Annotated in this window: 17 protein-coding genes and 1 tRNA gene; 11 read left to right on the plus strand and 7 right to left on the minus strand. The window is 68.8% G+C overall.

Annotated features, from left to right (window positions below):
* The first annotated feature begins 46 nt into the window (after window positions 1-46).
* Window positions 47-364, plus strand: coding sequence for a calcium-binding protein (locus tag LX88_RS16910; protein WP_258948748.1), 318 nt, complete (start codon window positions 47-49; stop codon window positions 362-364).
* 67 nt (window positions 365-431) lie between these two features.
* Here the strand turns inward: LX88_RS16910 and LX88_RS16915 are convergent, their stop codons facing one another.
* The 3 genes from LX88_RS16915 to LX88_RS16925 all read right to left on the minus strand — a co-directional run bounded on the left by LX88_RS16915 (window position 432) and on the right by LX88_RS16925 (window position 2,370).
* A complete protein-coding gene (locus LX88_RS16915; RefSeq protein WP_258949214.1) occupies window positions 432-668 on the minus strand; it encodes a hypothetical protein in 237 nt (78 codons plus the stop codon).
* Window positions 584-1,144 (minus strand): DUF2637 domain-containing protein, encoded by a 561-nt coding sequence (locus LX88_RS16920; RefSeq protein WP_258948749.1) that lies wholly within the window; start codon window positions 1,142-1,144, stop codon window positions 584-586. Before LX88_RS16920 ends, LX88_RS16915 begins: the two co-directional genes overlap by 85 nt.
* Window positions 1,145-1,446: 302 nt before the next feature.
* On the minus strand, window positions 1,447-2,370 hold the full coding sequence (locus LX88_RS16925) for a saccharopine dehydrogenase family protein (protein WP_258948750.1): 924 nt from the start codon (window positions 2,368-2,370) through the stop codon (window positions 1,447-1,449).
* A gap of 53 nt (window positions 2,371-2,423) precedes the next feature.
* Between LX88_RS16925 and LX88_RS16930 the strand changes: the two genes are divergently transcribed.
* Complete coding sequence (locus LX88_RS16930; protein WP_443674876.1) at window positions 2,424-3,368, plus strand: GlxA family transcriptional regulator; 945 nt, start codon at window positions 2,424-2,426, stop codon at window positions 3,366-3,368.
* A gap of 28 nt (window positions 3,369-3,396) precedes the next feature.
* Window positions 3,397-4,809: an amino acid permease gene (locus LX88_RS16935; RefSeq protein WP_258948752.1), complete on the plus strand. Its 1,413-nt coding sequence runs from the start codon at window positions 3,397-3,399 to the stop codon at window positions 4,807-4,809.
* Between the two features lie 18 nt (window positions 4,810-4,827).
* Here the strand turns inward: LX88_RS16935 and LX88_RS16940 are convergent, their stop codons facing one another.
* From LX88_RS16940 to hrpB, 3 genes are read right to left on the minus strand one after another with little or no spacing between them, the layout of a single operon-like run.
* On the minus strand, window positions 4,828-5,430 hold the full coding sequence (locus LX88_RS16940) for an HD domain-containing protein (protein ID WP_258948753.1): 603 nt from the start codon (window positions 5,428-5,430) through the stop codon (window positions 4,828-4,830).
* On the minus strand, window positions 5,427-6,485 hold the full coding sequence (locus LX88_RS16945) for a macrolide family glycosyltransferase (protein ID WP_258948754.1): 1,059 nt from the start codon (window positions 6,483-6,485) through the stop codon (window positions 5,427-5,429). The genes LX88_RS16940 and LX88_RS16945 overlap by 4 nt, the downstream gene beginning before the upstream one ends.
* A gap of 57 nt (window positions 6,486-6,542) precedes the next feature.
* A complete protein-coding gene (hrpB, locus tag LX88_RS16950) occupies window positions 6,543-8,846 on the minus strand; it encodes an ATP-dependent helicase HrpB (protein WP_258948755.1) in 2,304 nt (767 codons plus the stop codon).
* Window positions 8,847-9,017: 171 nt separating this feature from the next.
* Between hrpB and LX88_RS16955 the strand changes: the two genes are divergently transcribed.
* The 4 genes from LX88_RS16955 to LX88_RS16970 all read left to right on the plus strand — a co-directional run bounded on the left by LX88_RS16955 (window position 9,018) and on the right by LX88_RS16970 (window position 12,378).
* Complete coding sequence (locus LX88_RS16955) at window positions 9,018-9,827, plus strand: GNAT family N-acetyltransferase (RefSeq protein WP_258948756.1); 810 nt, start codon at window positions 9,018-9,020, stop codon at window positions 9,825-9,827.
* Between the two features lie 50 nt (window positions 9,828-9,877).
* Window positions 9,878-11,161, plus strand: coding sequence for an MFS transporter (locus LX88_RS16960; protein ID WP_258948757.1), 1,284 nt, complete (start codon window positions 9,878-9,880; stop codon window positions 11,159-11,161).
* A gap of 46 nt (window positions 11,162-11,207) precedes the next feature.
* Window positions 11,208-11,990 carry a DsbA family protein gene (locus tag LX88_RS16965; RefSeq protein WP_258948758.1) on the plus strand — a complete coding sequence of 261 codons (783 nt, stop codon included), beginning with the start codon at window positions 11,208-11,210 and terminating at the stop codon, window positions 11,988-11,990.
* Window positions 11,991-12,305: 315 nt separating this feature from the next.
* A tRNA-Ala gene (locus LX88_RS16970) sits at window positions 12,306-12,378 on the plus strand.
* A 169-nt stretch (window positions 12,379-12,547) separates the two neighbouring features.
* Here LX88_RS16970 and LX88_RS16975 read toward each other — a convergent pair.
* Entirely contained in the window at window positions 12,548-14,581 is a 2,034-nt protein-coding gene (locus tag LX88_RS16975) for an RICIN domain-containing protein (protein ID WP_258948759.1), read from the minus strand.
* Window positions 14,582-14,819: 238 nt separating this feature from the next.
* On the opposite strand from LX88_RS16975, the gene LX88_RS16980 reads away from it, so the two are divergent.
* The 4 genes from LX88_RS16980 to LX88_RS16995 all read left to right on the plus strand — a co-directional run bounded on the left by LX88_RS16980 (window position 14,820) and on the right by LX88_RS16995 (window position 21,342).
* Window positions 14,820-15,899, plus strand: a complete 1,080-nt coding sequence (locus tag LX88_RS16980) for a hypothetical protein (protein WP_258948760.1) — start codon at window positions 14,820-14,822, stop codon at window positions 15,897-15,899.
* 4 nt (window positions 15,900-15,903) lie between these two features.
* The gene (locus tag LX88_RS16985; protein ID WP_258948761.1) at window positions 15,904-20,208 is read left to right on the plus strand and encodes an ALF repeat-containing protein; all 4,305 of its coding nucleotides are present in this window, start codon (window positions 15,904-15,906) and stop codon (window positions 20,206-20,208) included.
* A gap of 82 nt (window positions 20,209-20,290) precedes the next feature.
* Complete coding sequence (locus LX88_RS16990) at window positions 20,291-20,791, plus strand: hypothetical protein (protein ID WP_258948762.1); 501 nt, start codon at window positions 20,291-20,293, stop codon at window positions 20,789-20,791.
* A 323-nt stretch (window positions 20,792-21,114) separates the two neighbouring features.
* The gene (locus LX88_RS16995) at window positions 21,115-21,342 is read left to right on the plus strand and encodes a response regulator transcription factor (protein WP_258948763.1); all 228 of its coding nucleotides are present in this window, start codon (window positions 21,115-21,117) and stop codon (window positions 21,340-21,342) included.
* The last annotated feature ends 377 nt before the right edge of the window (window positions 21,343-21,719 follow it).

Consider the following 21,719-nt stretch of genomic DNA (forward strand, 5'->3'; position numbering starts at 1 on the left):
TAGGTGAGTTCGCTTCCAGGAAGCGATTGACGGGAAGGCGGTCCGGTTGAGTCGATCGAAGCGAGAAGCGCTGGATGCCCTGGTCGCTGAGGCGACCGTCGACTGTTACAGCGACAGTGAGTGCATCACCGGCTTCTACACCGTGCTCGAGGACAACCTCGCCGTGCCGTTCCAGACCGTGGTGCTGGGCGTGGACGTGACAGTGACGGGCGTCGACCTGACCGACGACGAACAGATCGCAGCCATGTGCACGCGCGGTCGGGCCAAACAGCGCATCGCGATCCTCGACCTGCCACTGCCGACGTCCCCGCCTGAGGGAGCGGAGTGGATCGCCGCCTACCGTCGCTGGCTGAACGGAACGTGATTTTCCTCCTGCCGCTGCTCCACCGGATTACGAGACAGATCGCCTCGGACGTGGCCTGATCGGACTTCTACGGCACTGAGCTCTTGGGGCTGCCGATCGTTCCCGTTGGCAGTTGCCCGGCTTGTAGCCACCGCCGGAGCACCCGACGGCCATAGTTGTTGGTACCCGCGATCCGGTCCAACTCCGCGCCGGTCGGGATGCGTCCCTTCGAGCGCTCGGTCATGTAGTACGCCCACATCCGCTGCTCCGCGGTCGGCGCGTCCAGCGAGCGAGCCTCATCCGAGACGACAGCGAGACGCACCACCCGGTCTCCTCGTCTGCCATTGCCGTCTCGTCCGTCTCGATTGCGGTCTCGCACGTAGCCTCGGCACGGTGTCGCTTGAGCGCGCGATTCAGCAGCTCCACCGCCAGCAGCAGCGCCAGCGGAGGACACGCCGCCACCGCAATGGCGAACACACTCGGCTCTCGAGCCGTGGCCACGTTCGCGCAGAGCGAGAGGCAGATGCCGAACGCGAAGGACGGCCAGGCCGCCCAGCGGCCCTCGGCACGGCGGCCGTCACCTGACGTCTTCCACAGCTCGACAGTGGCCGTGGTCAATAGTCCGTCCACGATCAACGGCCAGATCGCGGCCGTCACCTCGTCCGCGCCGAACCGCAACGCGAACTCGCGCCCATGCCGGTACGAGACGTAAGCCGCCCCCAAAGCGACCAATGCAGTGCAGACGCACTGCACCCACAGCGCGCGGTCCCTCCCCGCCGAAGGCTCTCTCGTAGTGGTCATCGGGAACCGCCCGTAGCCCGACGCCGGGTACCGACTGGGCGGATCGTGATTTCAGGCCCGTTGACCAGCACATCGCGGTTCGACTGCTGGAGCGGTAGGCCCACTCGATGGGCGAGTGCTGTTCGTGGACAGCACTCGCCTTTTCTCGTTCTCGGGTGTCCTCTGGGGGCCGAGCCCCCAGACCCCCACGCCGGGGGCACGCCCCCGGACCCCCGGTCGGCTCGTCGCTTCGCGACATCGCGACCCACCCCTGCGGGCTGAGGCCGTTTCCCCTGCTGGCGTACGGAGTTCGCGGGCGTCGATCAAGAACGGTGCCTGGTCTGGATGACGTCGTCGAGGGACGCCAGGAAGTCGAGGGCGTCGAACATCGCGCCTGCGGAGGCTACGCCGGTGACGTTGGAACGGCCGCTCAGCAGGCGTTCGGTCGCTTCCACGGCTAGAGGGGCGCTCACGGCGTAGATGTCCTTGCCTGACGCGGTCAGCCGTCGTTCCTCGCCGGCCCTGCGTACGCGCACGTCGACCTCGAACGTCTCGGGTTCCTGCCTGGTCTGGGCCGCCTGCAGGCCGCTGGCGGCTTCCGCCGACATGTAGTTGGTCACCGTGGCGATCCGCAGGTGGCTCGGCACCGTCACGACGTCGGCCATGGAGAACTCGCCGATCACCTGGCGGGTGCCGCCCGGGAACTCCCAGTCCAGGAGCGGTGCGGTGTCACCGTGGTAGCTCAGGGCTCCGTCGCGGAACCGCACGCGCTGGCCGTCACGGCGTTCACGGGAGACCTGACCTGCGGTGAGCGTGCCAGCGGTGGGCTGCCAGCCGCTCAGCCCGTAGGCGATGTGGGCCTCGTCGGCGGAGTCCCAGCCAGCCATCGCGGCGGTGACCAGCAGGTCGCCGAGGCCGCCGAAGAACGCCATCGCGGGCACCACCGGGATCGAGGCGCCGCGGGCGAACGTGTCGGCGTTCGCCTCGATCTCGGCCGCCACGTCGACGTACGGGATGCCGGCGCGTTCGGCGGCGGCGATCAGCGGGCCGGCGGTGACGGCGAACGGACCGGCTGTGTTGATCACCGCGGCCGCGCCTTCGAGAGCGCGGTCCAGGGCGGCGGGGTCGTCGGCGGTGGCCTGCGCGCGTCCGAACGGCAGCGGGTCGTGGCCGCGCTTCTCCAGCTCTGCCAGGACGAACTGCCCCGTGGTGCCGGATGCGCCGTAGACCGCGATGTTGTGTCCCATGTGGACCAGTCAAGCTGCCGGGCAGGGCTCGAGCCAGTGTCTGGAACGACACGATGCGTACACTTTCGGACATGCTCGCCTTCGCCGTCGCCAGCGGGATGCTGCACTTCGAGCTGACCGCCACGTACGAGATCTTCACCGCCCCGCAGCTCGGCTACGAGGTCCGGATCTGCGGAGACGAGACGTCTCGTCTCGGCAGGTTCACGCTGGAACCCGACTTGCCGCTCAGCGGGCTCGAGCAGGCGGACACCGTGATCGTGCCCGCCATCGAGGACGTGGATGCGCCGCTCGACCCGAAACTCGTCCAAGCCGTGAAGGCGGCCCACGACAAGGGCGCGCGGATCGTGTCGTTGTGCACGGGCGCGTTCGTGCTGGCCGAGGCCGGGCTGCTCGACGGGCTCCGGGCGACGACGCACTGGGCGCACACCGACGAGCTGGCCAGGCGGTATCCGCGCGTCGACGTCGACCCGGACGTGCTCTACGTCGACAACGGGCAGGTGCTGACGAGCGCGGGCAAGGCGGCGGCCATCGACCTGAGCCTGCACGTGATCCGCAGCGACCACGGCACCGCGACGGCGAACACGGCGGCGCGCCGGCTCGTGGTGCCGCCGCACCGGGACGGTGGGCAGGCGCAGTTCGTGCCGGCGCCGGTGCCGTCGGGTGAAGGGCATCCGCTCACCGAGTTGTTCGACTGGGTCTCGGCGCGGTTCGACCAGACGATCACCGTCGAGGACATGGCGCGGCAGGCCAGCATGAGCTCACGGCACCTCGCGCGGCTCTTCCGGGCGGTGACGGGCACCACGCCGTTGCAGTGGCTGCACATCCAGCGCATCCGGCGCGCGCAGGAACTGCTGGAGATGACGGACGACAGCGTCGACCTGATCGCGGAGGCGTCCGGGATGGGCACCGCCACGACGCTGCGCCGGCACTTCCACCGGACCGTCGGTGTGCCACCGGACACGTACCGCCGCACGTTCCGCCCCGTTGGTGGCCGGTAGTTCCATTGGTGGGCGTTAGGTTGTCCTGATGAGCAACCAACAGCGCATCGGGGCGCGGGTGTTGCGGCGCAAGCCGATCGACCAGCTGACTCACCCTGGCGGCGAACTCAAGCGCACCATGGGTGTCGGCCACCTCACCATGATCAGCATCGGTGCCACGCTCGGCTCCGGCATCTTCGTGGTGCTGGGGGAGGCGGTGCCGATGGCCGGGCCCGCCATCGTGCTGTCGTTCGTGCTGGCGGGCATCACCGCGTTGTTCTCCGCGCTGTCGTACGCCGAGCTTGCGGGCCTGATCCCCGCGTCCGGCTCCTCGTACTCCTACACCTACGCGACCCTCGGCGAGATCGTCGCGTGGGTCTGCGGCTGGTGCCTCGTGCTGGAGTACGGCGTCTCGGTCGCGGCGGTCGCGGTCGGGTGGGGGCAGTACGTCAACGAGCTGCTGCACCTGGTGGTGGGACTGCGAATCCCGGACGTGCTGAGCCAGCCGCCGAGTGACGGCGGGATCGTCAACGTGCCCGCCGTGCTGGTCGTGGTGATCGCCATGCTGGTGCTGCTCGGCGGTTCGAAGGGCAGTGCGCGCACGAACACGATCCTGGTGTGGGTGAAGGTCGGCGCGCTGCTGATGTTCTGCGCGGTCGCGTTCACCGCGCTGAAGGCGGGCAACCTGCAGCCGCTGTTCCCGTTGGGGCTGGCGGGCATGAGCGCCGGCGCGGCCACGTTGTTCTTCTCCTACATCGGGTTCGACGCCGCGTCGACCGCCGGTGAGGAGGCGAAGAACCCGCAGCGCGACCTGCCGCGCGCGATCATCATCTCGCTGGTCGTGATCACCGCGCTGTACTGCGCGGTCGCCCTCGCCGCCGTGGGCGCCATGCCGTGGCAGACGTTCGAGGGCACCGAGGCGGCGCTGAGCCGGGTGCTGACCGACAACGTCGACGGCGCGATCTGGCCGATCCTGCTGTCGATCGGCGCTGTCGTGGCGACCACTTCCGTCGTGCTGACCGTCCTCTACGGACAGACGCGCATCCTGTACGCCATGTCCCGCGACGGGCTCGTGCCGTCGATCTTCGCGAAGCTCAGCCCGCGCACCGGTGTGCCGTTCGTGAACACCGTCGTCGTCGGCCTGTTCATCGCGGTGCTGGCCGCACTGGTGCCGCTGGGCTCGTTGTCCGACGTGACGAGCATCGGCACGCTGTTCGCGTTCGGACTGGTCAACATCGCGGTGATCGTCCTGCGCCGCACCGAACCGGACCGCGAGCGCACCTTCCGCGTGCCGTTCTCCCCGGTGACGCCGTTGGTGGGCCTGGGGTTCTGCGTCTACATGATGTTCAGCCTCGGGCTGGACGCGTGGATCGCGTTCCTCGTCTGGATGGCCGTCGGGTTCGCCGTCTACTTCGGTTACAGCGTCAGGAAGGCACGTCTCGAGGTTTCCGGTGACCAGTGAGGCCGCCCGCGCGGTGCTCTAGGCCAGGGACTGGAGCTCGCGGGCGAGGTTGGTCCGCGCGGCGTCGTCCCACCGCTGCCGCGCGGGTTCGGTCACGAACAGCACCTCGCGGTCGAGCAGGGTCTTCAGCACCTTCGCCCGGCCCGCCCGCCACGTCGCGTCGTCGTACCGCGCGTACTCCCGGCGGACGGCCTGGCTGTAGCGGTCGTAGTGCTCCGCCTGCGAGCCGAGGATGGCCAGGTCGGCGTCGAGCAGCACGTGCGCCAGCGGGTCGTCGGACGAGTGCGTGATCGTCGCCAGCACCAGCGACTCCACGCGTGCGATGTGCGTTTCCTGCAGGCCGGCCAGGCGTTCGCGGGCCCACGCGGCCGATGCGCGTTCGTCCTCACCGGGCTCGCTGTCGTAGATCACGTCGTGCGCGCAGGCCGCCAGCGCGAGGATCGCGCGCTCCTCGACCGTGAACGCGAACGCGTCGGCCAGCGCCGACGAGTCGCGGACGACGGACACCACGTGGAAGGCGTTGTGGTAGGTCCGGTGCGGCTCGGCGTAGCGCTCCATCAGATCGCCCGCGTCCGGCGCGCCGCCGAGCGCGCGGACCGCGTCGTCCCAGATCCGTCTCACCGGGCCAGTTCCTCCTCGACGACGTCCGCGGCGGACGCGCTGCCGCCCGCCCGGTGAATCATGCGCTGCATGTCCTTCACCCGCGCGGAAATCGCGGAATCCGACGCCAGCTGATCCACCAACGAGCGCACACTCTCCACGGTCACCGTGTCGAGCAGCACACCGAGCCCCAGTTCCTCGATCCGCTGGCCGTGGAGCCGCTGGTCGGTCATGTGCGGCACGACGATCATCGGGACGCCGTGGTGCAGCGCCTCCATCACCCCGCCCATGCCGCCGCGCGTCACGAACACACTGGCGTGCTCCAGCACCGCGAGCTGCGGCACCTCGTCGTGGGTCTCGACGTTCACCGCGGGGCTCAGAACCTTGTCCTTCGTGACGAGGTGCCACGGCATCCCGCGTGCCGCGTCCGCACAGACCTGCGTGTTCGTCGTCGCCAGTACCACCGGCCTGTCCGGCGGAGGTTGCCACGTGCCCTGGAAAGCGCGTTCGGTCAGGCAGGGGCCGGTGAACGCGACGTGCTCGCCGAACGTGTGGCCCTCCGGCTGGAACTCCCTGGGGAACAGGGCGATCCGGCGGCGCGCACCCGAGACGAACTCCGGCAGCGAGCAGCCGAGGAAGCCGTGCACCCTGGTGAAGAACCCGATCGCGGCCGGGTCGAACCGGCGCGGCGGCACCACCGCGGTGCCGAGCGACCAGTGCGCGTTGCTGGTCAGGAGCACTTCCAGCAGCACGTTCGGCACGTCCAGCCGGTGCGCGATGACGCCGCCGGACCAGGCCGCGATGTCCCACGCCACCAGGTCCGGCCGGTCGTCGCGGAACGTGCGCTCGAGCTGGGGCAACGCCGACTCGGCCTCGGCGAGTGCGAGGTGCGCGGCCTCGTAGAGCGTCGCCGGCAGTTCGCCGGGAAGCGTTGGCTCGTAAGGGATCGCGGTCGCGCCGCACTCGGTGACGGCGGGGGCGAACCGGGCGGGGACCGGGCAGCTCACCCGATGGCCGCGGCGCACGAGTTCGGCGATCACCCCGAGCGCGGGCAGGACGTGTCCCCGCTCAGGCATGAGGAAGATCGCGATGTGCGCCATAGAAGAGACCAACGCTGCTCGTTTCCGGGTGGTTCAACGAGGTTTGTCTTGATTTTGTTCGAGTTTGTTCGGCTTGCTTCTGTCGTAGGGCCGTTCCGGCCAGTGGTGCTTGGGGTATCTGCCCTTCAGCTCACTGCGGACCCGCAGGTAGCCGTTGCGCCAGAACGACCTGAGGTCGCTGGTCACGGCGGTGGGGCGGCCGGCGGGGGAGAGCAGGTGCACCACCACCGGAATTCCGGCGATCTGCGGCGTGTCCGCCCATTTCATGGCGTCCTGGATGCGGACGGAGAGCACGGGCTGGTCCTGCGTGTAATCGACCTTGCCCTGGCCGATGCGCTCCGGCGCGAGTTTGTCGAACTCCGCGGCCTCGGGCCACGGCAGCAGACTCCTCAGCAACGCCGTCGTGTCGATCTTGGCGAGGTCGGAGCGCTTCTTCGCCTTGCCGAGGTCGAGTGCGCGGATCAGGTGCTCGTCGTCGACGCTCGGCCAGTCGCGGGTCCTGTGCAGGAACGCCATCCGCTCGCGCAGGCGGAGGGCCGTGTCGGTCCACTTGAGCAGGCCCAGGCCCTCGGCCTCCAGGCCGAGGCGGAGTGCCTGCTGCGACTTGGCCAGATCGTTGAGCGGGCGTTCGTCGAGGGTGATCGCGCCGAGCTTGCGGACCTCGTTCGCGATGACGTCGCCGCTCCACCGGATGTCGTCGACCGTGTGCACGAGGGCCTGGGCCGCGGTGACGGCCAGTTCCTCGTCGGCAGGAGCGGCGAGGCGGATCCGGCCGTGCTTGCTGCCCGGTTCGCGGTCGGCGATCGCGACCGCGAGCCACTTGGCGTGCGAGTCGGTGTGCTCGACGGCCGTGCCGTTCGCCATCAGGTAGACGTTGCTGTTCTTGGACCGGCGCTTCGCCAGCCGTTCCGGGTAGGCGAGGGCGACGACGAGCGCGGGGTCGCCGTTGCCCGCCGGGTTCGTGCCGAGCTTCTCCAGCTTCTTGACTTCCTGGCGCCACTTGCCGGGTGCCTTCAGCGCGGTCGCGAGGTCGCTCGTGGACGGGTGCGTGCTGTCGTCGAGCAGTGCCACGACCTCGGCGGCGGTCCGGTTCCCGGCGATCGCGCTGCCGTCGATGAGGGCACGGCCGAGCCGCGGGTGCAGGCCGACGCTCGCGATGCGGTCGCGGCGTCCGGGTTCGAGTGCGCCGATGGCCTCGAGGGTCTCCTGCGCCGCCTTGAGCGCACCCTCCGGAGGGGCGTCCCACCAGTTCAGGGCGCTGCCGTCCGGGGTGCCCCACACGGCCAGTTCGAGGGCGAGCCTGGTCAGGTCGGCGGTCTTGATCTCCGGTTCCGGGTAGCGGGGGAGCGTCGAGTGCTCGTGTTCCGGCCAGCAGCGGTAGACGCGGCCCGGCGCCTCGCGGCCCGCACGGCCGGCGCGTTGCTCGGCGACGGCCTGGGAGACGCGGATCGTGGCGAGACCGGCGAGGCCCCTGCGGTGGTCCACGCGCGGGACTCGGGCCAGACCGGCGTCCACGACCGCGCGGACGCCGGGGACGGTGAGGCTCGACTCGGCGATGCTCGTGGCGAGCACGACCCGCTGGTTCGAGCCGCGCCGGAGGGCCGCGTCCTGGGTCTGGGCGTTGAGCTGGCCGTGCAGGATCACGGTCTCCGCCCTGATCAGGCTCGCCGTCCGGTTGATCTCCCTGACACCGGGCAGGAACGCGAGCACGTCACCGTCTACTTCGGACAAGGCCTTGTTGATGGCCCTCGCGACCGTGGTCTCGATGTGCTCGTTGCGCGCGGGCGGGACGTAGGTGATCTGCGTCGGGAACATGCGCGACTCGGTGTGCAGGACCGGGGCGTTCAGCAGGTCCGAGAGTCGTTGCGCGGCAACGGTCGCCGACGTGGCCAGGAGCCTGAGGTCCGGGCGCAGGCCCGCCTTGGCGTCCAGCAGCAGCGCGAGCAGGAGGTCGGCGTCGAGGTGGCGTTCGTGGCACTCGTCCAGCAGGACCGTGCCGACGCCTTTCAGCTCCTGGTCGTGCTGCAGCCTGCGGACGAGAAGACCGCTGGTCACGACCTCGATGCGGGTGTGCCTGCTCGTCTTGCGGTCGCCCCTGACCGAATAGCCCACGGTGTGGCCGACCGGTTCGCCCAGCAGGCTCGCCATGCGCGCGGCGGCGGCTCTCGCGGCGATCCTGCGGGGCTCGGCGACGACGACCCTGCCTTCGAGGGCGAGCGGGACGAGCGTCGTCTTGCCGGTTCCCGGCGGCGCGACCAGCACGGCCGCCCCGTGTTCCCGGAGCTGCTCCAGGAGTTGGGGGAGGACGGATTTCACCGGGAGATCGGGCAGGTCCACGCCGCTGAGTGTGCCAGGGTCGTCGTGCGGGGATGATCGGCGTGGTGTCCGCGCGCCGAGCCGGGCAGCCGGAGGCCTCGGCTGTGCCGCCGCCGGCGTCGTGGGCGACGATCGGGGTGTTACTCCTGGACTGCGCGTCGCGTCCAGGTGCCCAGTGGAAGGACCGCCGCGTTGGTTGACCCGTTGCGCGACCCGGACGACCCGGAGCTGCTCGACCCCTACCAGTCCCGATCGCTGGCGATCCTGGTGGAGGGAGCGCGGCTCGCGTCCGGTGCCGTCCGGTACGGCAAGGTGGGCAAGGTCGGCAGCGCCGCCGTGGTGGTCAACCGGGAGAACCCGCTGCCGTCGGGCAACTTCGGGTGCGCGCTGGACGGCTCGTCGGTCGAGGTCGCGTCCACGTTGCTGCAGCTCGAGCACACCTTCGCCGCGGTGGGGCGCGCGGAGGCCGTCGTGTACGCGTCGCCGACCACGGTGGACGAGATCGAGGGCATCGCCGACGACTCCGGCTGGTACGCGGTCGAGGAGTTGCTGACCGTGGTTCACCGAGGGCCCGCGTCGGTGGCGGAGGGAGTGCGGCCCGCGGTCGACGCGGACGTGCCCGGGATCGTCGAGCTGCTGTCCGACGAGCTCGTCGGCAACCGCGAACGGCTGGGCCGCTGGCTCGGGCATCGGTTGGACGACCCGAGGTGTTCGATCCTGGTGATGGACGACGGCGACCGGATCGGCGGATTCGTGTCGGGATTCGCCGAGCGCGGTGTGGGTCTGGTCGAGCAGTGCGTGGTGCGTCCGGCGCGGCGTCGTCGTGGCGTCGGGCGGTCGCTGGTGGTGTCCGCCGCCGCGACTCTGCGTTCGTCGGGCGCGATGCTGGTCGCGTCGCAGGTGGACGAGGGTCCGGGGGAGCGGTTCGCCGAGGCGTGCGGGTTCGTTGCGGCGTATCCGGTGACTGCTTATGTACGCAGAGTGGATGAGCTGCTCGACTGAGTTACTTAGTTGCCGCGTGACATATCCTTAGCAGGGCTAAGGGAGGCTTTGTGCGCGAGCGGTTGCCGGTCGAGGTGTGGGTTCTGGTGGTGGCGAGTTTCATCATCGCCATCGGGTTCGGGATCGTGGCGCCAGTGCTGGCGGTGCTGGCGAAGTCGTTCGGCGTCGGCAACACCGCCGTCGCGATCCTCGTCGCCTCGTTCGCGTTGGTGCGGCTGGCGTTCGCGCCGATGAGCGGCAAGCTCGTCAACAGGTTCGGCGAGCAGCGGATCTACATCATCGGGATCCTGATCGTGGCCGTCGGCACCGGGCTGTCGGGCTTCGCGGCCAGCTACGGCGAGATGCTGACGTGGCGTGCGCTCGCCGGCATCGGGTCGACGATGTTCACCGTGGCGGCTCTCGGGCTGCTGATCCGGATCACGCCGCAGCCGATGCGCGGGCGTGCGTCCGGGCTGTGGGCGGCGGGGTTCCTGCTGGGCAACATCCTCGGCCCGGTCTTCGGGGCGGTCCTCGTGCCGTTGGGCATCTGGGTTCCGTTCGTGTCGTACGCCGGGATGCTGTGCATCGCCGCGTTCGTGGTGTGGTTCTTCCTGCGCAAATCGACGTTGGCCGCGATGGACAGGACCAATACCGAGACGCCGATGACCATGCGTGAGGCGCTGCAGCACCGCGCCTACCGGGCCGCGCTGGCGTCCGGGTTCGCCAACGGCTGGGCCGTGTTCGGCGTGCGGATGTCGCTGGTGTCGGTGTTCGTGATCGAGGCGCTGAACCACAGCGCGACCGAGGCGGGTATCTCGATGTCCGTGTTCGCCGCCGGCAACGCCGCGATGCTGTTCGTCTCCGGCAAGGTCGCCGACACCTGGGGGCGCAAGCCCATCGCGATCGCCGGCCTGGTCATCAGCGGCCTCGGCACGATCTGGATGGGCTTCACCACCGAGATGTGGGTCTTCATGGCCGCGTCCGTCGTCGCCGGCATGGGCGCGGGCCTGCTGAACCCGCCGCAGAACGCCGTGGTGGCCGACGTCATCGGCGGCCGCAAGGGCGGCCCCGTGCTCGCGGGATTCCAGATGGTGACCGACTTCGGCGCGATCATCGGCCCGATCAGCGCGGGCCTGATCGCCGACTCGTTCGGCTACGAGGCGGCGTTCGCCGTCACCGGCGCCTCGCTGCTGCTGGCCGTGGGCTACTGGCTCGTCGCCCCCGAGACCCTGCCCACGCACGAGGAGGAGCACACGGCCGCCGCGGTGGCGCCGGAGTGCGGCCGCCTCGACGAAAGCGCGGAGGTTCCGACCGGCGAACGGGTCGGCGGCAAGCCACGTCACCCAGAAGCGTGATTGCGCGCTCAGCTTTCTTTTAGTTTGTGTCGCTACCCTCGTCGCCGTGGGTGGAGCAGAGCGCAGTGCGCGGAAGAAGAAGCAGGCCGCGCGTTCGGTGGTCCAGGCCCGTTCGTCGGGTTCCGACCGCACGAAGGTGATCGCGGGCATAGCCGTGGTGGCGGTGCTGGCCGTCGCCGTCATCGGCTACGTCGTCTTCCAGCAGATGAAACCGTCCACATCGACGACGGACGCCATCCCGCTGGCCCCCGCGGACCACACGATCTCGGCTCCGGCCGTCCGCGACGGCGGCACCGTGCTCGTCGGCAAGGACACGGCCACCGTGACCGTCGACGTGTACGAGGACTTCCTGTGCCCGATCTGCGGCACGTTCGAGAAGACCTACGGCACCGACATCAAGAAGGCAGTCGAGGACGGCAAGGTCAAGGTCCGCTACCACATCCTGCCGATGCTCAACCGCCTCTCGTCGCCGGAGGGCTACTCGACCGACTCGGCCAACGCCGCCCTGTGCGTGGCCGACGACGGCAAGTTCAACGCGTTCCACGCGGCGCTGTTCAACAAGCAGCCCGAGGAAGGCGAAGCCGGCTACACCAAGGACCAGCTCATCAAGCTGGGCAAGGAAGTCGGCGTCACGTCAGCCTCCTTCGAGTCGTGCGTGCAGAACCAGACCTACAAGTCGCAGCTGGACGAGCTGATGTCCAAGACCAGCAACGACCCCTCCCTCCGCGACGGCGAGTCGGACCGCTTCCGCGGCACGCCCAGCGTCGCCTCCGGCGGCAAGCTCGTCGACCTGGACAACAAGAACTGGCTTTCCGACCTGGCCAAGTAAGCCCCTTCGCGCACCGCCCGGTCCCGGATCCTCGGGGCCGGGCGGTGTTCGTCTTTTGTGCCGCGCGTCACTCCCGATCCGTCGCGTTCGGTGTGGGCGGTCTGCTGGGGTTGTGGGCGCTGTTCGTGCAGCTCGCGGCGGGTTTCGTGGCCTCGCACTCGATCTTCGGGGTGGTCGGTGCCGCTGGGTCGTCACCGGCTTCTACCAGGCCGAATGCGCCGTGGATACCCCCGATTTTTATCTTGTGGCATCGGTGTTGTACGGTATTGCCACACGAGAACGACGGGGAAACCCGGCGGGAACGTGGACCTTCAAGGGGCTGTGGCGCAGCTGGTAGCGCATCACACTGGCAGTGTGAGGGTCAGGGGTTCGAGTCCCCTCAGCTCCACTTGTAGGTAGAACCCGCCTGATCTCGCGCTCGCGCCGATCAGGCGGGTTTTTGCTGTTCTGGGTGGATTTCGGGCGACCGTCTGCTGAACGTGTTGCGCTGCGGAGATGGGGAGCCCAGCGAAAGGCCCCCTCCGGCGCACCGGAGGGGGCCTCGTCGTTCATTCGAATCAGGCCGGCACGAGCGTCCAGCGCTGGTTCGTCTGGCCGTGCATCTCGTGGACACCGATCCAGGCACCGTTCTGGACGGCGTTGTTCATCGCGTCCGCTGCCTTGCCGTTGAACACGTTCTCCAGCACGTAGCTGCCATCGGGCTGGGCGATGAACACGAACTGTTGCGAGCCGCCGTGGTGGCAGTCGTACTGGACGAGCGGCGTGCCGTTGATGTGGCCGGTGCCCTTGACGTCCAGGCACTTGCCGGACATCACGTTCTTGAGCGCGTACCGCTTGCCGCCCAGGCCGACGAGGTCCCACGCCATCTTGCCGCCGCCGACGCAGTCCCACAGTTCCTGGCCCGCGAAGTTCGCGAGCGCACCCTGGTTGGGCTGGTCCCACAGGCCGGCGGTCTGCATGCAGCGACCGGACTGAACGCCCTTGAGCTGGTAGCGGCCGACGGACACCGTGCTCACGTCGGAGCGGTGCACCGGGTTGATCAGGCGCCAGCGCTGGTTGCCGTCGTTGGTGTTGCCGTAGGTGGCGACGTGGGTGGCGTTCTCCTTGCCGCCGTCCTTGGCCGTGGCGTACTTGCCGCTGCCGACGTTCTTGATCTGGTACGAGCCGTCGGTGTTCTGGACGAACGTCCAGCGGTGGTAACCGTTGTTGACGTCGCACGGGTACTGGCGCACGAGGTCGCTGTGGCCGTCCAGGCACTGCTGGGAGTTCAGGTTCTCCAGGAAGAACTCACCGTTCGACCAGGCCTTCAGGATCCACAGCTCCTTGGCGGCGGTTCGGTAGCAGTCCCACAGTTCGTTGTACTGCCCGTACTCGACCGCCTGCCCGTCCGCACCGGCGATCTGGACACAGCGGCCGGAGAGCTGGCCCTTCAGCTGGACCACCTGGTGGTGCGAGGGCTTGATCACGTCCTTCTTGGCGGCGTCGTACTGGCCGAGGTCGATGAACGCGTTGCGCGCGTTCAGATCTCCGGCGAGCGCGGCGGTGGCGGCCGCGAGGAGGCTCGGCATGTAACCGTCGACGCGGGCGGCGTCGATGATCTCCTTGATCTTCTTCTCGGTCTCCGCGGCACGGGCGGCGTCCTGCTCCGCGACGTCCTTCTGGTGCGCGATGTGGATGCCGGTGAAGATGTACGTCTTGATCTGCGCCGCGTCGTGCGTGCCCAGCGCTGCGTTGGCGGCGGCCTTGACGAACTTCCGCGCCAGCGGCGCGTTGTAGATCTCCCAGGCGAACTCGGAGTCGGTCAGGTTCGCGAGCACCGGGGTCAACGTCCCACCTGGCACCACGATCTGCCAGGCGTTGCCGCGCGCCTTGAGGTTCTTCTCCTTCTCCAGCTGCTCCAGCTTCTCGCGCTCGGCAGCTTCCCGGCGGCGCTGGACGTCGGCGTTGTACGCGGTCTCGATGCCAGTGGCGACGAACGCCTGGCGCTGCTCGTCCGTGGACGTGCTGGACAGCACGGCGGAGGCCTGTGCCTTGATCTCCGGCCACTCGGTGCCGTTGGTCTTGATGAACAACTGCGTGACGAACTCGCTGAGGTTCGCGTCCAGGTAGTACGGCTCCACGACGGTCCAGCCGATGCGTTCCGCCGCGCGGACCCGCAGCCGGTGCCGTTCGTCGGTGACCGGGATCGCGCGCACGTCCTCGCGGAACGCACGGTGGATGCCGGTGACGATGAAGTCGTAACAGGCGTTCTCGTCGACCTCGTTGGAGAGCGCCTTCAGCGCCTCCTTCTTGATGTTGCTGTTGAACGGTGCCTTGTTGTAGATCCAGATGACGAAGTTCAGGTCCGCGAGCCGCGCTTCCCTGGAACCCACCGATTCACCGATCGTGCTCGCCGCGGCGACCCGCTGGTCGAAGTCCGACACCTGCGTCGCTCTGAAGCTGACCGTGGACACACTGGCCGGCGCCGACGGGTCGACCCCCGGCGGAGCGGCGAGCGCGGGAGAGGCGAACAGGCCGCCCGCCAACGTGATGGTGACCGCGAGCGCGGCGACTGCCCGCACGCCGAGGCCACCCAGACTGCGTCTGGACAAGGTAAATCCCCCAGGATTCGTGGTGTCGGCATCTGCCCCAAGTGCGGCGTGGACCCCGAAGGCCCGCGTCGCCCGACTCTCCACTCGTCGGATGCCGGGTGGGACTTTGCACCCTCTCTGACCGAATCGCAACGCGCCGCGATCTGGGTTGCACAACTGTCGGTGTCGCTGCGACCACAGCAGGTGCTAAGAACTTTCCGGGCAATTCGGCCCACTGGGTGAGTTCCTGGGGGAACACATGAGACGTCGCACACTCATGCCTGCATTACTGGCCGCGGTCCTCGCGGCGGGCGTCACCGGAACCGTCCTCACCGCACCCGCAGTTGCACAGTCGGACGTCGTCAACACGACGACCTCCGCATTGGCTGCGTCCATGCGCGAGCTCGTGTTCCAGATGTCCTACAACGCCGCTCTGCCGTTCGAGGTCCGCGACGCCGCCTACGTGGCCGTCGTCGCCAACGACGAGGCGAAGATCCGCGAGTTCACGCGCGTCGGCTACGGCAAGGCGTTGAACCGGGCCAAAGCCAGGGAGGCGCTCAACCTGCAGGTGGTCAGGGAGATCAACCGGACCGCGATCCCCGGCAGCGACGTGCACGGCACGTCAGGAGAAGCGCTGCGCGGTTCGGACAACGCCAGGGAGTCGTACGTCCAAAGTGGATATGACGAGTCCAGGGAACGGGACCGCGTCAACGACAACAAGCGGCAGGAACGCCTCGCACGCCTCGCCGGGGAGGACCGCGACTACGTGATCTTCCTGGCCACCGACGATCCTGGCCTCCAGGTCCGAGCGGCGGCACAGCGCGCGCTGCACGGCGGCGACGACCGGTCGATCGGCCTGTTCTTCTCCTACGAGTGGAAGATCGGTGCCGAGCTCGACACCGAGCGGTTCATCCGCACCGCCACCGAGCAGAGCCAGCTCTTCCACGACAGGATCCGCGCGCTGACCGAGTCCGCGCAGGCAGCGGAGAAGGCCGAGCGCGAGTCGAGCGGTGAGCTGGCGCGCAAGCACCGCCTGGAAGCCAAGGAGACCTGGGCGCAGGTCGACCGCGAAGCCGGGCAGTCCTCTGTGGACTGGCTGGCGGAGAAGGTGAAGGCGGACGCGCAGGCCGCCGCGTGGGCCAGGGTCGCCGAGTACGCCCGCGGCGCGCAGTCGGAGCAGGACTGGGCCGAGATCATCGCCAGGGCCACGGCTTCCGGCTCCTCGTGGCGCGACACGGCCGACTCGTTCCGCGCGCAGGCCGCCAAGTGGCAGGAAATCGCCGAACAAGCTCGCAAGGCGGCGAAGGACGCCGCCGACCGCGATCTGGGGGATCGCTGACATCATGAAAAGAAGATCATTCAGCGCCACCTCGTCGTGGCGCAGATCAGTCGTGCCCATCTCCGCCGCGCTCGTGCTCACCCTCTTCGGTGGGACGGTGCACGCTACCGCCGCGCCCCAACCGGTTCCGGTGCTGCAGGCGGCCGCGAACAACGACCCTCCTCCACAGGAAGTGGACGAGGAGTACGAGTTTTACAAGATGTTCGTCACCGACATCTCCGTGCACGCGGAAGACGTCGAAGTGCGCGACGCGGCCACAGCGGCGTTGGCCGTCAACACCAAAGAGAAGCTGATCTGGTTCCTCGATCACGGCCAAGCGGAGGCACAGGCACGTGCCGACACGCGCAAAGCCGCTGAGAACGCGGAGAACCGCCGCAAGGTCGAGGAGTGGGCGCGCACTGGTGGCCCGAACGTCCGCTCGGGGGCGCAGGCCGCGCTGAACGCGGGTGATCAGGCGATCAGGGACTTCGTGGCCTACGGCTACGACATCGCCCTGAAGCGGGACAGGCAGCAGGCCGAGGACGACAAGGCCGAGCAGGACCGCATCATCGCCCGCGTCCGGGACATGGTCGCGATGGGCGGCCCGCAGGTGAAACTCGAGGGCGAGGCCGTCCTCGCGAGCAAGGACTACGCGCGGATCCGCCAGTTCTACCTCACCGACTACCACGAGGCGAACAAGCGCGACCACGCGTTCCGCGCGGTCATCCAGAAAGCGCTGGAAGACCGCAACAGGGCGATCACCGAACTCGACCAGCTCGCGCGCCGCGCGGCAGCGGTGGCAGCTGCACGGGCCGAGATCATCCGAGCCAACATCGACGCGGTCAAACACCTCGAAGACGTCACATACGCCATGAAGCGGGCCGTGGAGGCAGCCCACCGTTCGGACCAGATCTTCCGCGACGACAAGCCCGGGCGCGCCCACGGCCAGCTGGGCCGCAACGAGCTGCTGGACGTCGAACGCGCCAAGGCCGCACGGGAGTCCGCTGACGCCGACCGCATCGCACTCGCGTCCGTCGACGCGACCGGGCGCGCCCGTACCGCCGGAGCCAAGCTCGTCGACCTCGGTGTGACCGACGGCCTCGACTGGGCCAGGGTCACCATCGGCATCGGTGACGCGGTGGACGCGGCCGCACTCGCCGCGGAGACGTCGATGCACGCGACGGTGGCCACCCTGGCTGACAGCCGCGCGCTCGACGCCGACCGCAACGCCCAGGAACACGCCCAGAACGCGGCCAAGTACCGCGCGGAGGCCGAACGCCAGGCGACCAAGGCGGCCGAGCTCGCCGAGGCGGCGAAGAAGCAGCGGGACATCGCACTCGCCGCGCGCGACCGTGCCGAGCGGCAGAAGAACATCGCCAACGCGAAGGCCGCAGACGCTCAGCGAGAAGCCGCCAACGCCCGCAACCACCGGATCAACGCCCAGGGCGCCGCGCGCAACGCGGCCGCCACGGCGAACGCGGCCCACACCGCGAACGCCGAGGCCGCGCGCCTCGCCGGTGACCACGACGCCGCGATGGCCAAGGTCCGCACATCGGAGACCGAGGTCCGGGTCATCAACGGGATGCACCAGGCCCGGTTGATCAACCTGGACAACTACGAGCTCAAGCTCAGGGACGCCGAGCAACGTGCCAGGGAGCGCGGCGAGAACGTCGAGGAGGTCACCAGGGAGATCAGGGGCCAGCGCGACGCCGCCCGCGGAGCGGCGAACGAGTCGGCGGGCTGGGCCAGCAGCGCGGCCGCGTCGGCGAGCGCGGCCCAGGCAGCGGCACAACGGGCAGCGGCAGCAGCAGCGGCTGCGCGCACGGCGGCGAACAACGCGACCAAGGAAGCGGTGACCGCACGCCGGGCCGCCGACGAGGCGCACCGGATCACGATCGAAACGGTGAACGTCGCGCTGGGCACCCAGGCGTCAGCCGAGATGACCCAGCAGGAAGCGGAGGCCGCGGTACGCGAAGCGAACCAGGCCGTCTACCAGTCCGTGATCGCGGACAGGGCAGCCTCAGCGGCAGCTGCGTCCGCCACGCTCGTCATCGACTCCGCCAAGGCGGCAGAGGCGATCCTCAAGCCGTACGCCGCGATCAACGCCGACGCGCGCAGGGCGCTGCAGACCGTCTCCGAAGCGTTGATCATCAGCGAGGAGCAGTCCCGCCTCGCCAGGGAGAAGGCCGACGAGGCCGCGGCGGCCGCCGTCAGGGCGTCCAAGGCCGCCGACGACGCCGTCCTGGAGGTGAAGCCCGCGTACGAGGCGGCCGCCCGCGCCGCCCAGTCCGCGAACGACGCGACTCAGTACGCCAAGACCGCAAACGATGCGGCCAACCAGGCCGTGGAACACGCGTCGGCGGCACACAGCGCGGCAGGCACCGCGACCCGCTGGTCCAACAACGCGAGCGCGGACGCCACGCTGGCGGGCAACGCGGCGGCGGCGGCGAGCGCCTCGGCGGCGAGCGCCGACCGGGCGGCGGCGTCGGCCGAGCACATCTACGGCATGGCCCGTGCCAGCGCGGACAAGGTGCAGGAGTTCCTGCAGCGGGTCGTCGACCAGATCGACTCGATCCAGGAGTACCGCGTCCGGCTCGACATGGCCGAGCAGATCGCGCGGGAGGAGGCCGCCAACAAAGCCGCCGAGATGAACCTGGCGATGGCCAAGGGCATCATCACGGTGCAGCGGTGCCTGGACAACCCGTTCCTGTACTTCGAGGCCTGCAAGACCGCGGCGGGCAAGGTCGAGGAGTTCGCCAAGTACAACGCCAAGGTCTACGCGGACGCCGCGGTCGAGTCGCTGAACGCGGCGGCGCGCTGTGGTGCCGGTGACCAGAACGCCTGCGACCTCCTGCGTTCTGGCCAGGACAAGCTAGCCCTGTACTACAAGGCAATCGGCGAAGGCGTCATGGAGGGCGCCAAGGGCACGCTTGACGGTCTGCTCATCAGCCTCGACTGCATCGGCGGCTCTCTCTTCGCGGACTTCCACTCGTGTCAGCAGATCTGGGACGGTCTGATGTACACGATCGACCACCCCTACACGCTGGTCCACCTGGATGAGTGGCGCGAGAACCCGGCCAAGGCGCTCGGGCTGACGTTCTGGGACCTCGGCAGCACGGTGGCCGGCTCGTTCAGCGGTGGCGCCGGCGCGGCGGCGAAGGTGCTCGGCGTGTTGAAGAACGTGGTCGGCAAGGGCGTCAGCAAGGTGCTGAACAACCTCGCCGACCTCCCGAGCTTCCCGACCAAGCTCCACGACTCCGTTCCCGGCAAGCTGCCTGGCTCGATCGGCGATGTCCTCAACGCCAAGGTCAAGATCGAGAACGGCGTCGGAAAGATCGACAACGCGGTCGTCTCGATCGACGGCCGGCTCTACCGGATGGAGTCGTACTCCCAGCGGCTGGAAGGCGACCTCACCAACCTCCAAGGCGCGACCCTGCGCGTCGAGGGCGGCACCATCCGGATCGAGAACGGCATGGCGAAGCTCGACGACGCCAAGCTGAAGGTCGAACCTCCCAAGCCCTGTTCGGCTGGCCTCAGGGCCTCGGCGGCGGCAGCGGGATGTGACACGGGCTACCCCGAGCCGAAGGTCGTGGACGGCGAGTACCGCCACGACATCGGCGCCCTCAAGATCCGGATCAAGGCGGAGAACCTGGCCTGGGGCCGGGCGGAGCTGGCCAAGGCCAAGGTCAACGCGCCGGCCATCACCGGGGTCGTGGACGACATCGCGAAAGCCACCGGCGCGAGGCGGGAAGGTCACGGCAAGGAGGTCAAGAGCGAAGAATCCTTCCTGCGCAAGCAGTTCGAGGAGACCGACGGTGACACCAAGAAGCCGGAGACGATCAGGTCAAAGATGAACGACTCGGTTAGGTACACCTATGTCTTCGACCCGAAGGTGTACGCCGACTCGGTCAAGCGGGTGGTCGCCGAGTTCACGAGCAGGAGCTACAAGCAGGTCGAGCTGAAGAACTTCTGGCTCCGCAACCAGGAGGGCCGCCTGGAAGGTGAACCACCGAGGAACGGCTACCCCGGTATCAACATGACCTGGGAGTCGCCCACGGGGCAGCTGTTCGAGCTGCAGCTCCACACCCCTCACGGCTACATGAGGAAGGCGCAGGAAACTCCGAACTACGAGGACCGCCGTGCGTTGCGTGCGGCCATCGACGCAATCGAGAAGGCTGCGGAGCAACGCAGCCTGACGCACGCGGAGAAGACCTACCTCGAGATCTACAAAGCCCAGAAGAAGGCGATCGAGGCGGACTCCGCGAAGATATTCTCCGATGTCGAACCGCCGCCTGGCGCAATCGACATCCCGCACTTTCCTGCCAAGTAGCCGTCCTGGCGAAGCGGCGATGACGGACGTGTCCCCCGTGCTCACAGGGGACACGTCCCTCTCCGGATGAAACGAGAACCAGTTGCAACGGCAGTACGAGTACTTCGCCATCGTCGACGAGGCTCACCCCACACCCGAGGAGCCGGCCGCGGTGTGGCGGCGTTGGGTGGACGACGGTGGACAGGTGCACGACGAGACGTTCACCAGCAAGCTCATCTGGGCGCCTGGCTCCCCTCCGCAGGGTGTCCCGCACCGCGTCGACGCGGGAGTGGTGGCCCGGTTCCAGAAGTTCATGCGCGAACGGGTGCTGCGCAACGACCCACCGGGCGTGCAGTACTCCTACCTCGCCTGGGTGGACCGAGAGGCTACCCAGGACGATCCCACCGGACTGCTCAGGACCTCGACGGATCCGGATGGCTACGAGGAGGAGCAGAGGTACTTCACGGGCTCCGGCTGGCGCAGCAGCGACATCCGCTACGAGTGGCACCGCGGGCGCTACGACGGCAGGTTCGACCGAATCGACGAGGCCGCCGCCGAGCGGATCATCCAGCTGTGGGAAGAGCGCCGAACCGGGCAGGGCTGATCACTCCTGCGGGTCGAGCCGGCGGGCGATCCGCCACGCGTCCTCCGCCGTGTCGCCGAAGGCCGTCGTGGTCTCGCCCGTCTCAGGCTGGTGCATGCTCGGGAACGACATCCCCACGTCCTCACCGCCGAGCTTCACCACGCTGCCCGTCGGGTGCAGTCAGAACCCCAGCCCGTACCGCATATCTTCCGCGCGAACAGCGCCTGTCAGAACGCCGGAAGTCAGTACCCTTGAGCGCCTCCGGACGTGGTGCTGATGGACGTGCGGATGCCAGGCCTCGACGGGGTCGAGGCGGTGGCTTTGCTGCGCAGGCGTGCGCCCGGATGGCGGCGGTGCTGGACAGGTCGGAGACGCAGCGCGAACCGTTGACCGTGCGCGAGGCCGAGGTGCTGCGACTGGTCGCGTCCGGGGCCACGAACAAGGAGATCGCCGAACGCCTGCACCTGTCGGAAGGCACGGTGAAGAATCACATCTCGCGCATTCTCGGCAGGCTCGGGTTGCGCGATAGAACGCAGGCCGAGCTTTATGCCCAGTCGAATGGACTTGTGTAACGAGATGCGGCGAAGGTCGCGATGTGGCGGCCATGACCGTTTCCAAGCAGCTGTCGACCGGGGCTGCGATCGCTGCCGGTTTTGTGCTCGTGGTGTCCGCATGTGGCACGCAGGCGCCCACCAAGCTCGCGGCCGGGTCGTAGCTGCCGGCTGACGGCAAGGACTACGCGGTGCTGTCGGCCGGACAGGACGCCGCTCGCACAGTCGGCGGGGCGGACGCGGCGATCGAGGACGTGGTGACGGCTTCCGAGTAGGCCTAGGCCGGGTGCGGGGCCTGCATGCGGCGGGCTCGACTCAAAGCCCGCGCCCGTCGCCGAAACCCGCTGCGCCGCAGCCTGTCGTGCCGCAGCCACAGCCGGTACTCGCGCTACGGCGTA

This window comes from Lentzea californiensis (assembly GCF_024648825.1).
Classification (GTDB): Bacteria; Actinomycetota; Actinomycetes; order Mycobacteriales; family Pseudonocardiaceae; genus Lentzea; species Lentzea californiensis.

Excerpts from the sequence above, each read along its gene's own strand:
- LX88_RS16920 (WP_258948749.1), bottom strand. The coding sequence starts at position 1,144 with ATGACCACTACGAGAGAGCCTTCGGCGGGGAGGGACCGCGCGCTGTGG.
- LX88_RS16925 (WP_258948750.1), bottom strand. The coding sequence starts at position 2,370 with ATGGGACACAACATCGCGGTCTACGGCGCATCCGGCACCACGGGGCAG.
- LX88_RS16930 (WP_443674876.1), top strand. The coding sequence starts at position 2,424 with ATGCGTACACTTTCGGACATGCTCGCCTTCGCCGTCGCCAGCGGGATG.
- LX88_RS16935 (WP_258948752.1), top strand. The coding sequence starts at position 3,397 with ATGAGCAACCAACAGCGCATCGGGGCGCGGGTGTTGCGGCGCAAGCCG.
- LX88_RS16945 (WP_258948754.1), bottom strand. The coding sequence starts at position 6,485 with ATGCCTGAGCGGGGACACGTCCTGCCCGCGCTCGGGGTGATCGCCGAA.
- LX88_RS16980 (WP_258948760.1), top strand. The coding sequence starts at position 14,820 with ATGAGACGTCGCACACTCATGCCTGCATTACTGGCCGCGGTCCTCGCG.
- LX88_RS16985 (WP_258948761.1), top strand. The coding sequence starts at position 15,904 with ATGAAAAGAAGATCATTCAGCGCCACCTCGTCGTGGCGCAGATCAGTC.
- LX88_RS16995 (WP_258948763.1), top strand. The coding sequence starts at position 21,115 with ATGGCGGCGGTGCTGGACAGGTCGGAGACGCAGCGCGAACCGTTGACC.